The organism is Bacillus sp. cl96 (assembly GCF_900100505.1).
In the GTDB taxonomy this organism is placed as follows: Bacteria; Bacillota; Bacilli; order Bacillales; family Bacillaceae_G; genus Bacillus_A; species Bacillus_A cereus.
Genome location: NZ_FNDM01000011.1, coordinates 183,845 through 195,991, shown reverse-complemented (window position 1 = coordinate 195,991; position 12,147 = coordinate 183,845). Strand labels below are relative to the sequence as shown.

The following is a 12,147-nucleotide window of genomic DNA, read 5'->3' as shown; positions in this document are numbered from 1 at the left end:
AAGCCCCCTGCAGGTTTGTTTTAATTTCTGTACATTAAATATCGTTCATACCACATATCTACGAAATCTGGTGCAAATGGACCTTTTCTTTGATGAATCCACTGTGTTAAATGTGCTACATTTCGTTTTAAAATTGTATCAATAACAGGTGGATACTGCATAATTTCACTATGTTTTTCATACTCATCTTCATCTAGAAGCGTATATGTCATATCTGGATATACTTTAATATCTAAATCATAATCAATATACTTTAATGCTTCAGGATCATACGCAAAAGGTGAGCTTAAATTACAATAATAATATACGCCATCTTCCCTAAGCATCCCAATCACATTAAACCAATAGTTGGCATGAAAATAGCAAATTGCTGGTTCACGAGTAATCCATGTTCGGCCATCCGATTCTGTAACTACTGTACGATCATTCGCTCCGATTACAAGACTCTGTGTCCCTTTTAAAATTGTTGTTTCTTCCCACATTCTATGAATGGAGCCATTATGTTTATAACTATGTATTTGTACTTTTTCTCCTTCTTTGGGAAATCCCATATATGCTCCCTTCTTTCAACTGCAAATGCCCTTTGAACGGCATTCACTTTTTTTCTATTATAACTTTTTTGTCGAAATTTTAAAACTAAAGGGATAAGACTCTATTTTTCAAACTGAATATGTAGGAGGTTTATCGTTGAATACTATGCCCCACCGCTTCTTAGGAGATAAAAGGATTGTACTGTATTATTTATAAGCGAGGACATGTAATAGAAAAAGCCCTTCTCTATTTCCATACAAAGAAGGACTTTTCACCTAAAGATAACAATATATCTTATCCTAAATTTGAAATCATTTTTTCAGTTGCAAAAGATTGAATTACACTATTCGTTTGCTCTTCAAATTTCTCATGTAACATCTTCAACGCTACTTCTGTTCTATATATTTCCTGGCGGATAAAATGCAGTTCTTTTTTATCGCACGTATCTTTTTCATTCATTTCAATTTGTTGATACTTCTCTAGATGTGCTTGTAACTTTAACAATTCATCCATCGTTTCTAATTGCTCCCCTACCAACTTATCAAAATCGTTCATTACTTACCCCCTTTTGGACTTATTCATCAGTTATTATTCCTAATTACATAATTCTAATTGTTAACTTCCTTCTCCTTTGACTACATTTGTTGACTTATTAGAAGTTATGTCGTTCGCTTTCTTTTCATTACAACGATCCACGCAAAAAGAAAACACTTCTCCCGAATTAGAGAAGTGTTTTTCTTTCATTACTGATTTGAGCTAGAAGATTGTGATTGTTTTGCAGCTGACTTAGCATTTTGTTTTTTCACAGCATGCACGTCTGTTTCAGTTGCAAATTCTGTACCATAACTAGCGTTTGCACTTTGTGCACCAGAAGCTTGTGCTTTCTTTGCTTCTGATTGTGCGTTTGCTTGTTTTACTGCTTGTACATTTGTTTCAGTAGCAAATTCTGTACCATAACTAGCATTTGTACTTTGAATGCTAGCACCAGAAGTTGCCTTGTTATAACCTTGTTGTTTTTTACTCATCTTTCTCACCTCCACAATCAATAATGTAACCAATTCACTTAGAAGCTATCCGTAATTTTCTTTTGAATAATTTCCGCATATATCTTTTGTTACTTATTCAAACTATAAGAAATGGAGGTGGAAATATGTATATAGGACGCGATATGACTGAACTAACGATGATTTCAAAAAATGAATGGAAAGAAGATGAATTAGCTTATTTTCATCACTCACTACAACAGGTTCTGCCTTATTTAAATGTAGAAGGGCAGAGTATTTACAAAGAAATTGTAGTAGAAATTGAATCAAGAGGCGGCTTACAAGAAGGTGAAGCTAGTTGGACTCATGGGACAAAAATTTCTTACGATTAAAAAAGTGTTCCCTAGATTGGGAACACTTTTTTATTTATTGCATTGTAATTTTCTCCACACAATTTTCATAAATAGTACGGTGTGATTTTGAGAAAGGTAATTGCTCAAATACCTCTTTCGATACAAATTTTAATGTATCTGTATCAACAATATTACCGGTTACTTTTCCGTAAAATACAAATATATCCCAAGTACGATGTGTAAACGTATGTTGTACATTCATTGCGTATTCATCAATAGAAACCTCGAGCTCAAATTTTTCTTTCATATAATCTATAAGCTGTTCCTTCTGATTTCGAATACCTTCTCCAAGTTCAGCATTAGGAAACTCCCACATGTTAGCTAACAAACCTGTACTTGGACGTTTATTAATAACGTAACGACCGTCTTCAGTTTGAAGTACGCCTGCAACAATAGGTACCATTTTAGGAGCTTTCGCTTTACTTTTTACTGGTAATTCTTTTTGAACACCTTCAGCATATCCTCTGCAATGCTCACGCACAGGACAAAGTAAGCACGATGGATTTTTAGGAATACAAATCAATGCACCTAATTCCATCAATCCTTGATTAAAATAAGATGGGTTTTCTACTGAAATAATTTCACGTACAATCTCTTCAAAAACTTTTCGAGTCTTTGGTTTTGCAATATCATCCCATACTGATAAAATACGAGATAATACACGCATAACATTTCCATCAACTGCCGGCTCTGGTATACCATATGCGATACTTAAAATAGCACCTTTTGTATATGGTCCTACTCCTTTTAACTTTTCAATTTTCTTTACATCACTTGGTACAACCCCGCCGTATACTTCTTTTACCTCTTTTACTGCCGCATGTAAATTACGTGCTCTAGAATAATATCCTAAACCTTCCCATGCTTTTAATACTTCTTCATCATCTGCGTTCGCTAACGCTTCAAGTGTAGGAAACTTCCCCATAAAATTTGCGTAATATGGTTTTACAGCTTCTACTCTTGTTTGCTGCAACATAATTTCAGAAACCCAAACACGGTATGGATCTTTATTCTTTCTCCACGGTAAGTCACGCTGTTCTTCTTCAAACCAACCAATTAAATCATTTTGAAACTGCTCTATATTAAAATTGTTTAGTATTTCAAGTGTCAAACTTGATCCCCCTCATTTTTTTGCATATAAGTACTATTATAAAGATTTTAGGAAAAAATTTAAGTAAGATGACATAGGAAATAGAAGGCAAAGGACTTGAGGTATCGAATAAAAAGAGTTACATTAATAAAAAACGGAGGTGGATTTCTATGGACACAGCCACTCACCTTGTTATGGGTATCACTTTAGGTAGCTTAGCAACATTAGATCCAGCCATAGCACAAAGTGATATTGGCCCCCAAGCTGTTATGCTTGCTACAATTGCTGGTTCCAACATTCCTGACATTGACACAGTTCTAAAATTGCGTAATAACGCTAAATATATAAGAAATCATCGTGGGATTACTCATTCTATTCCAGCGGTAATTCTTTGGTCATTCCTTATAAGTGGCATCTCTTTCGCCTTCTTTTCAGAAGCTCCATATCTTCATCTACTACTTTGGTCATTTATTGCCGTCTTTCTTCACGTCTTTGTAGATATTTTCAACGCCTATGGTACACAAGCATTACGACCTTTCACAAAAAAATGGGTCGCACTTGGCATAATTAATACATTCGATACCGTAATTTTCTTTATCCATATACTTGCAATTGCTTGCATGCTAGTCGGTTCTCATAAGGGATATACAGCTTTAGCGGCATATATATTAATGATTGTTTACTATATCGGACGGATTATGATGCACAGAAATATAAGAAGCGTTGTACACAAACGTTTCAAAAATGTCGAAAAGATTATCATTTCTCCTTCTTACCGATTTTATCATTACCATTTAGCAGTCGTTACGGCTGATTATTACTACGTTGCGAGATGGCACCGTGGTAACATCATGATATATGACAAGTTCGATCGGGTACCGTTCCCAGACAACAATATTATGCGAGCAGCTAAACAAGATGAAAACATCTCAGCCTTCCTATCTTTCTCTCCTGTATATCGCTGGGATATTTTTGATCATGACCATTATTATGAAGTACGATTCATTGATTTACGATATCGAAGTAAAGATTATTATCCATTTGTTGCAATCGTTCAGCTCGACCACAATTTAAATATTATTAATTCCTATACAGGATGGATCTTTAGTGAAGAAAAGCTTCGAAAAAAACTGGAATTACTTCCACATTAAAAAAAGCGACTTAAGTCGCTTTTTTTAATGTTTCAAATGATCTTCTTGATTAATTAAATGACTATACTTCGGATTATTTGTCCGCATTTCATGAAGGCGTACACCATGATTATTAATCCATGATCGTACCACTTGTTCCGTCATTTCATCGCCTTGATAACGACCTGATTTTGCATAAGTTGTTTGAAAATCTTCCCATAGTAACTCAACCCACGCACGAGCTTGTGCGTAAGAAAGCTTGTCATTCTTGTCTAATAATTCTTTCGTTAATGTTTCATAAATATCATTCATATTATAATCTCCTTTTACCTATTTATCCCTTCATTTCTAAAGGATAGTTTCTTCAATTTTGCACATTCTATAATTGATACTTCTTAAAAAGGTATCAACCGATAATGAGGAGGGCGTTCGCAATGGGTAAACAAGCCGAATTTTGGTCTGAGTCAAAAAACAACAGCAAAATCGACGGTCAACCGAAAGCGAAATCACGCTTCGCTTCGAAACGACCTAACGGCACAATTAACACGCACCCACAAGAACGTATGCGTGCTGCAAATCAGCAGGAAGAGTAGTACAAATTAAATTAACTTCCTACACGAGGTGATAAAGATGAGCTACCGTGATCGCTTAGATAGTCGTTCTGAATTATTTAACCATACGTGGACTCGTCCAAAACATGCGAAAGCGCAAGTTAACGGACAGACGCAACAAACCCAGTCTCTCATTATATTGGCAAATGAATGTAAAAAACGCCAATTTTAGAATCTCCTATCTCCTTTAACGCCTACCAAAGATGAAAACCAGAGAGATATGTGCTCTCTGGTTTTTATTTTTCTTGCAATAAGGAAATTGGTATGCCAATCTCTTCATTATCATTTTGCTTATATCCCCAAGCAAATACCCCATTGAAATACGTAATTTTAAATAATACACCAGGTTCTTCTACTAATTCATATGTTTCACCAATATGGAACTTGTTTATATCCGTCATATAAGCACGAGCCATTGCCATTTTTCTCATTAATACATCAAATTCATTGACAATCCCAAGCTGCTCAGCTTTTACTGCTTGCTCCTTCAAAGCGCCAATTTCTTCCCTTAGCTCATGCGGTGTCATTTCACTGTAGCGTTTTGGCATATTCATCTTATTCTCCTCATTCCTCTTCGCGTTTCATTTGCAAAAATATCTCGATTTCATCAATAGAGAATCCTTTTCGATATAACGCTTGTTTCATCTTGTTTTCAAATGTCCATCCATCATGCTTCTTATATTTCTCATAATATTTATTCCCATGATAGTGTAACGCTTCTTGTTGCTTTTCGTCATCTTTTTCGTCTTTCAATTCTTCCAAACAAATTTGAATTACTTCTCTAGAATATCCTTTTCGAACAAGCATCTCATCTAACTTTAGTTTCATTTGTAAAAAAGAATGTTTTTGATAAGATTTTTTCTTCTTCTCTATGAGAAACAAGGCATTCTCAATTTGCTTTTCCTTCGGATATTCTTGTAAACTATGTGTAATAATTAAATCCTGAACACCTTTATTTAATAACTCTCTTTTAATAACAGTTGGACCTTTTCGATTCACATTACTTTGCGTTCGCGTATATAAAACAGCATACTCTTTATCATTAATATATCGGTCATGTAATAATTTCGAAACGACTTCAGAGATGATGGCCTGTCCCACTTCTTTTTTTCGTAAAAAATCTTCTATTTCTTGTTTTGTTCTCATTTGATAGGATAAATAGGAGATTGCTTGTAAATATGCTTTTTGTACTTCTTCATTGTACAAAATATTCCCTAACTCGATTTCATCAATTTCTAAGCCCTTTTGTAATCCATGTTTTATTAAGATTACTTGATCCACACTAAATCCGTACTCTTCGCCTTGACCTTTATCAATATAAATATTAAATCGTTCTTTCGATCGTTTTTGTACTTCTATTTTTGTAATGACAGCCATACTCTCACCTCTCTATTATTTTAACATAGTCGAGGAACATTTTTTCTTTTCAAGAATATATATAATGAGGAGGAAATACTTGTGAAAATCGCAATTTCTGGTGGTACAGGCTTTATCGGTAAATCCCTTTCTACTTTTTTTATTCAAAAAGGATATACTGTTTACATTCTCACACGAAAAAAAACTACTGAAACTTCCGACCCTAACCTTCAGTATGTTCAATGGACACCAGATTTACAAACCTTCCCCCTCTCTTCTATTGATGTAGTTATTAATCTAGCCGGAGAGTCTATTAATAGTAGATGGACAAAGCAACAAAAGAAAGCCATTTTAAACAGTAGAATTCAAACAACAAAAGGACTCATTAAACAATTGCAGGGACTCCATACAAAGCCACACACATTTATTAACGCAAGTGCTATTGGATACTACGGAACATCTGAAATAGAGTCTTTTACAGAACAGCATGAGACTCCTGGAAATGACTTTTTAGCAAATACAGTATATTCATGGGAACAAGAAGCATCTAAAGCACGTTCTCTCGGAATACGAACAATCTACGCAAGATTTGGAGTCGTATTAGGTGCAAATGGAGGAGCTCTTCCAAAAATGCTACTTCCCTATCAATTCTATATCGGCGGCACCATTGGTTCTGGGAAGCAATGGTTATCATGGATTCATATAGACGACGTCGTTCGTATGATGGATTTCATCATACACAAAAAAGAAATTGATGGTCCTCTTAATATGACAGCACCAACACCCATAAGAATGAAGGAATTTGGAGAAAACATTGCAACTATAATGAACAAGCCTCATTGGTTGCCTGTACCTTCATTTATCATTCAAACTTTATTAGGTGAAATGAGCATACTTGTACTAGAAGGGCAACGTGTATTACCCATTAAGGCAATTGAACATGGATACCAATACACATTTCCGGCAATAGACCATGCATTACAAAATATACTTTCGCATACAATGTAGTACTTCTAAAACACAATTTTACATGGGCTCTTTCAAAACTTCCATTTTCTAGGATCCGAAGCATTACCATACAAATAACCTTTCAGTTACTTTCCCTTAACTTCCATTAGCATTATAAAGTAACAGAAATGAGGTACCTATGAAAATATTGCTCAAACAAGCCATTGTATACCCTATTACATCTCAAAAGTTTCAAGGCGATGTACTCGTTACAGGAGAGCGAATTACCGAGGTCAAACCTTTTATTCAACCTACTCAAGATATGACCGTTATAGATGCACGAGCACTCCATCTCTTACCTGGCTTTATTGATGTCCATACTCACCTTGGTCTCTATGATGAAGGCACTGGTTGGGCTGGAAATGATGCCAATGAAACATCTGAAGTTTCAACACCACATATTCGTTCTTTAGATGGAATCCACCCTTTGGATATCGCCTTTCAAGACGCTGTACAAAACGGAATTACAACCGTCCACGTTATGCCTGGCAGTCAAAATATTATCGGGGGGACTACTTGTGTAATAAAAACAGCTGGAACTTGTATTGATCATATGATTATTCAAGAACCTGCTGGTTTAAAGATTGCCTTTGGAGAAAATCCTAAAAAAGTCCATAGTAATGGAACAAAAGAATCCATTACACGTATGGGGATTATGGGGTTACTTCGGGAATCATTCTATGAAGCACAACACTACGGGCACGAAGCTGATTTTCGAATGCTTCCTATTTTAAAAGCATTACGTCGTGAAATACCCGTACGTATCCACGCTCACCGAGCAGATGATATTAGTTCTGCGCTACGCTTTGCAACGGAATTCAACCTCGATCTACGTATTGAACATTGTACAGAAGGACACTTTCTTGTTGAAGAGCTTTCGAAACATAATTTGAAGGTTTCAGTTGGTCCCACTCTGACACGTCGTTCTAAAATCGAACTAAAAAACAAGACATGGGATACTTACCATATATTATCTAAAAATGGTGTGGAAGTTTCTATAACAACAGATCATCCTTATACACCCATTCAATATTTAAATATTTGTGCCGCTGTCGCAGTAAGAGAAGGATTAGACGAGAAAACAGCACTAGAAGGAATTACCATATTCCCAGCGCGAAATTTGCGTTTAGAGGATAGAATTGGAAGCATCGAGGTTGGAAAAGACGCCGATCTCGTGTTATGGACTCATCATCCTTTCCATTATTTAGCCAAGCCTGTACTAACTATGATTGATGGAAAAATAATTTACAAAAAAAATAAAAAAAACTAGTTTATTTTTTTGACTAGATAAAGTATTATACGATTATAAACTGAATGAAACCATAATCAATTTGTGTCGTGATTATCATTTTCAAATTGATGAATGGGGAAGGCAAATGGTGCGCCACCAGCGTTAGAAACTGGTTCTAGTGGGTTCGATTCCCACCCCGAAATTTTTTAAAGATTGATATAAAAATTTCGAGGGTGGGGTGTTTTTTCGTCATGCTACCCTCGTGTGAGGAGGAGTTAGTATGTTGAAAAAACGCGACTTACACGACAGCCACGTTCTATACGAGTTAATGGTGGATCCAGCTGTCTTCCCTTTTGTGCGTCAAAAGGCTTATTCTTATGAAGAATATTTATTCTTAACAAAACAAACGATTGAAGCTGAAGAGCGTGGTGAATTAATTTCACGCACAATTTTAGATGAATGGGGTAACCCTATCGGAACAATTACTTTATTTGATGTGCAAGAAAAAGCTGGATTTCTCGGGACATGGCTTGGCAAACCATATCATGGAAAAGGCTATAATAAATTGGCAAAAGATTCATTTTTTAGTGAACTTTTCTATGAATTAGATATTGAAACAATTTTCATGCGTATTCGTAAAATAAATATTCGTTCTATTAAAGCTGCAGAAAAACTGCAATATGTGAATCTAGCAAACGAAACAAGAAAAGCCGTATATGATGAAATTAACGCAAACGAAGAAGTATATAACTTATATGAAATTCCAAAAGATCAATACACACTTGCTACAATGCGAGATACAACCTTCCAAGATGCTCATCAATTAAAAGAAGCATAATCTAAATTTTCTGAAATGATAATCAATCATTAACATTTTCCATATGCGTATATCCCCTCATGTCTTTGGAAACGATAAATAGTAACTTTAAGACACGAGGTGATTTGTAATGGATAAAAAGAAACGTGATAAAGCAAAAAACACATTATCTAGTACACAAGAAGTTCTCTATCAACGCGAATTTCAAAAAGCAGATCGTGCAGCAGGATATCGCTCGAAAAGCATTTAAAGTGAAAATGAATAATTAGAAGTTTCCCCCCTAATTATTCATTTTCATTACATAATTTTCTCGATTGATAAAAGTAAGCAAAAAAGCCCCTTATACATAAGGGGCTTTTTTTGCTGTGGACAACTTTATCCACAAAACCAACAGAATTGTTAGTAATTTTCAAAAACATTTAATATTTTTCTATATTAAAGCATATATCAGCTGTTTTAATTGTGGATATTTTTCTAAAAATTGTGGACAATGTGGATATAGTTGTTAATATTCCGACTTTACTGTTTAATGAAAGCGCAATCCTTTTGTGGATAACTGGCTGAATTTTCTTTAAAAATAATAAAGAACCCTCTTTACATATACAAAGAGGGTTTCATATTAAGTAAAAGATTGTGCAAGAGCAGGTGATTTAATAGGTATATGACGCGGTTCTGCATGATTTTCTGCCAAAATTGCATCTACAATATGACCAGCTGGCTCTGGAAGATAGATGCTTTTCATTGCTTCTTTCATTTGAAGAAGCTTCACATCATCTTGTAATAATGCCTCTGTTTTTGCAAAAACCTCACTATCATCGCGAATGACAACTGCTGCTCCCTTTCTTTCAAAGTACATCGCATTTTCATTTTCTTGTCCTGGAACAGGCTTATATAAAATGACAGGTACTTGCAACGCTGCTGCTTCACTTAATGTTATTCCGCCTGGCTTCGTAATCATACAAGAAGTAACACGGAATAATTCATCAATATTTTCAACATACCCAAACACTTTTAATGCATCGGAATTTTGCTTCTGTAAACTTAATAAATCCTGTTTTAAAGCTTCATTTTTCCCACAAACAACAACTACTTGTAAATTAGGCACTGACATAAATGATTGGCATAGTTCTTTTACATTTCCTAATACCCCATGAGCACCTGCTACAATTAGTAAAATCTTTTTATTCTTACATAACTGATATTTAGTATATATGATTTCTGGATTTACCTTTAACTCAAAACTACTCCGAATTGGAATTCCTGTTTCAACAATTTGTTCCGCAGGTACACCGATATCAACCATCAATTCTTTCACATGATCCGTTGCAACAAAATAACGATCTACTTCTCGATGAATCCATATTTTGTGCACGCAAAAATCCGTTAATACGTTATAGACAGGAATTGAAATACCTGTTTGTTTCTTCAATTCTGGTACAGCGATAATTGGAAATGTATTAATTACAATATCTGGTTTCTCCACCTGTAATAGTGTTTTCAAACGTTTTCTTCCAAAGTTCGCATACCAAGATGCTATTTTCTTATCATAAATTTTTTCTACCCCGTAATAAAACAAACGATATAATTCTTTTCCTATTGTATAACTTTTTAAATATAGATATTTTGTAATGTCAGTTATAAATGGATGTGATTCTCCAAACAAGTCGCATACAATAACATCTTCAATTCCTTTTTGGCGAAATGTTTGTTCTAATGTTTTTGCTACTTGCACATGACCATTACCGTAATGTGCAGTTAATATTAAAACCTTGGGGTTTTTTATCAAACAAATCCACTCCTAGCTTTTTGTTTCTCCATATTGCATATACGACAATAGGAAAAACATTTTCCTTAAAAATTACATAAACAGATTCTAATAATTCCCTTTCAGCTATGTACCTGTCGTGGATATGCAAAGCATATAAGATTGACCCCTTAATCCTATCTGTGCTCATATCTTTACATTATACTTTCCTATAAGAGCTTTCGCAATAACTTACAAATGTTCTCTATTCCATGATACTCACTCTTTTACTTCTTAATTCTTTTTACTATTTTGATTTCCCTTTACAATTATGTAAATTTCTCCATTTATTCCGTACAAAATTATGGATATTCTACTTTCAGTATACTCTTTTATCAATATATACTCTAGATTTTATTGTAAAGAAAGCAAAAAGCCTAATCCAATATTTGGATTAGACCGCTTGTAAAATATATTTAGCATGTTCTACATTTTTCTCAGTAGGTGGTTCTACATTTGCGAGTGGATACTTGTGTCCAAGCGCCTCCCATTTATATACACCAAGCTTATGATATGGTAACACTTCAACTTTTTGAACATTAGACAGACTTTGAATAAAGCTAGATAGTTTTTGTAGATCCTCTTCATTATCCGTAACACCAGGAACTAATACGTGTCGTACCCAAATCGGTTTATTCTTATCCGATAAATAACGAGCAAATTGTAAAATATGTTCATTTGGTTTCCCTGTTAATTTACGATGCTTTTTGGAATCGATATGTTTCAGATCCAATAAAACTAAATCTGTATAATCCATTAAAATATCTAGCTTATTTTGGAATTCTGGTTCCTCAGAATAACAACCACCAGAAGAATCGATTGTTGTATGGATACCAGCCGCTTTACACTTTTTAAACAACTCAATTAAAAAGTCTAGCTGTAATAATGGCTCTCCACCGCTAACTGTTATACCGCCTCCGGAAGCTTCAATAAATGGAAGGTAACATGTCACATCCTGCATCACTTCTTCAACTGTTATTTCTTTACCTTTACCGATTTCCCACGTATCAGCATTATGACAATATTGACAACGTAATAAACACCCTTGTGTAAATATGACATAACGAATCCCCGGGCCATCAACAGTACCACAAGACTCTACAGAATGTATTCTTCCTTTTACCATGTTACTTCCTCCTTTATTGAAACAGCCTCCCTTCGCTATATATTAAG

General features: G+C 34.7%; 17 protein-coding genes. 8 read left to right on the top strand and 9 right to left on the bottom strand.

The genetic code is table 11. The annotated features are described in order from the left end of the window. Positions 1-20: 20 nt before the first annotated feature. The 3 genes from BLT20_RS22360 to BLT20_RS22350 form a co-directional block, all read right to left on the bottom strand. The gene (locus BLT20_RS22360; protein ID WP_000506622.1) at positions 21-551 is read right to left on the bottom strand and encodes a nucleoside tri-diphosphate phosphatase; all 531 of its coding nucleotides are present in this window, start codon (positions 549-551) and stop codon (positions 21-23) included. 274 nt (positions 552-825) lie between these two features. Continuing rightward, a complete protein-coding gene (locus BLT20_RS22355) occupies positions 826-1,086 on the bottom strand; it encodes a YgaB family protein (RefSeq protein WP_000997575.1) in 261 nt (86 codons plus the stop codon). 188 nt (positions 1,087-1,274) lie between these two features. Beyond that, complete coding sequence (locus BLT20_RS22350) at positions 1,275-1,556, bottom strand: gamma-type small acid-soluble spore protein (RefSeq protein WP_000039035.1); 282 nt, start codon at positions 1,554-1,556, stop codon at positions 1,275-1,277. Between the two features lie 125 nt (positions 1,557-1,681). Here BLT20_RS22350 and BLT20_RS22345 point away from each other — a divergent pair, with 125 nt between their 5' ends. Then, positions 1,682-1,906, top strand: a complete 225-nt coding sequence (locus tag BLT20_RS22345) for a hypothetical protein (protein WP_000275436.1) — start codon at positions 1,682-1,684, stop codon at positions 1,904-1,906. 34 nt (positions 1,907-1,940) lie between these two features. Here BLT20_RS22345 and mutY read toward each other — a convergent pair whose 3' ends face one another. Further along, positions 1,941-3,038, bottom strand: a complete 1,098-nt coding sequence (gene mutY / locus BLT20_RS22340; protein WP_000171397.1) for an A/G-specific adenine glycosylase — start codon at positions 3,036-3,038, stop codon at positions 1,941-1,943. A gap of 149 nt (positions 3,039-3,187) precedes the next feature. Between mutY and BLT20_RS22335 the strand changes: the two genes are divergently transcribed. Further along, on the top strand, positions 3,188-4,168 hold the full coding sequence (locus BLT20_RS22335) for a metal-dependent hydrolase (protein WP_000379111.1): 981 nt from the start codon (positions 3,188-3,190) through the stop codon (positions 4,166-4,168). Between the two features lie 24 nt (positions 4,169-4,192). Here BLT20_RS22335 and BLT20_RS22330 read toward each other — a convergent pair whose 3' ends face one another. Further along, positions 4,193-4,459 (bottom strand): YfhJ family protein, encoded by a 267-nt coding sequence (locus BLT20_RS22330; RefSeq protein ID WP_000998166.1) that lies wholly within the window; start codon positions 4,457-4,459, stop codon positions 4,193-4,195. Between the two features lie 122 nt (positions 4,460-4,581). On the opposite strand from BLT20_RS22330, the gene BLT20_RS22325 reads away from it, so the two are divergent. Continuing rightward, the gene (locus BLT20_RS22325) at positions 4,582-4,740 is read left to right on the top strand and encodes a small, acid-soluble spore protein K (protein WP_000517891.1); all 159 of its coding nucleotides are present in this window, start codon (positions 4,582-4,584) and stop codon (positions 4,738-4,740) included. 37 nt (positions 4,741-4,777) lie between these two features. Further along, positions 4,778-4,930 carry a YpzG family protein gene (locus BLT20_RS22320; protein WP_000122093.1) on the top strand — a complete coding sequence of 51 codons (153 nt, stop codon included), beginning with the start codon at positions 4,778-4,780 and terminating at the stop codon, positions 4,928-4,930. A 64-nt stretch (positions 4,931-4,994) separates the two neighbouring features. On the opposite strand, the gene BLT20_RS22315 is transcribed toward BLT20_RS22320, so the two are convergent. Then, positions 4,995-5,312 carry a YfhH family protein gene (locus BLT20_RS22315; RefSeq protein ID WP_001057020.1) on the bottom strand — a complete coding sequence of 106 codons (318 nt, stop codon included), beginning with the start codon at positions 5,310-5,312 and terminating at the stop codon, positions 4,995-4,997. A gap of 10 nt (positions 5,313-5,322) precedes the next feature. Further along, positions 5,323-6,135: a recombination regulator RecX gene (gene recX, locus BLT20_RS22310; RefSeq protein WP_000268502.1), complete on the bottom strand. Its 813-nt coding sequence runs from the start codon at positions 6,133-6,135 to the stop codon at positions 5,323-5,325. Between the two features lie 81 nt (positions 6,136-6,216). Between recX and BLT20_RS22305 the strand changes: the two genes are divergently transcribed. The 4 genes from BLT20_RS22305 to BLT20_RS22290 all read left to right on the top strand — a co-directional run bounded on the left by BLT20_RS22305 (position 6,217) and on the right by BLT20_RS22290 (position 9,420). After that, on the top strand, positions 6,217-7,122 hold the full coding sequence (locus BLT20_RS22305) for a TIGR01777 family oxidoreductase (RefSeq protein ID WP_000684382.1): 906 nt from the start codon (positions 6,217-6,219) through the stop codon (positions 7,120-7,122). A 139-nt stretch (positions 7,123-7,261) separates the two neighbouring features. Further along, positions 7,262-8,392: an amidohydrolase gene (locus tag BLT20_RS22300; protein WP_000698319.1), complete on the top strand. Its 1,131-nt coding sequence runs from the start codon at positions 7,262-7,264 to the stop codon at positions 8,390-8,392. 241 nt (positions 8,393-8,633) lie between these two features. Further along, positions 8,634-9,191, top strand: a complete 558-nt coding sequence (locus BLT20_RS22295) for a GNAT family N-acetyltransferase (protein ID WP_000914737.1) — start codon at positions 8,634-8,636, stop codon at positions 9,189-9,191. A gap of 109 nt (positions 9,192-9,300) precedes the next feature. Continuing rightward, positions 9,301-9,420 (top strand): YfhE family protein, encoded by a 120-nt coding sequence (locus tag BLT20_RS22290; RefSeq protein ID WP_000358482.1) that lies wholly within the window; start codon positions 9,301-9,303, stop codon positions 9,418-9,420. 369 nt (positions 9,421-9,789) lie between these two features. Here the strand turns inward: BLT20_RS22290 and BLT20_RS22285 are convergent, their stop codons facing one another. After that, positions 9,790-10,956 carry a diglucosyl diacylglycerol synthase gene (locus tag BLT20_RS22285; RefSeq protein ID WP_000594691.1) on the bottom strand — a complete coding sequence of 389 codons (1,167 nt, stop codon included), beginning with the start codon at positions 10,954-10,956 and terminating at the stop codon, positions 9,790-9,792. Positions 10,957-11,368: 412 nt separating this feature from the next. Beyond that, positions 11,369-12,100 (bottom strand): pyruvate formate-lyase-activating protein, encoded by a 732-nt coding sequence (pflA, locus tag BLT20_RS22280; protein ID WP_000238458.1) that lies wholly within the window; start codon positions 12,098-12,100, stop codon positions 11,369-11,371. Positions 12,101-12,147: the final 47 nt, after the last annotated feature.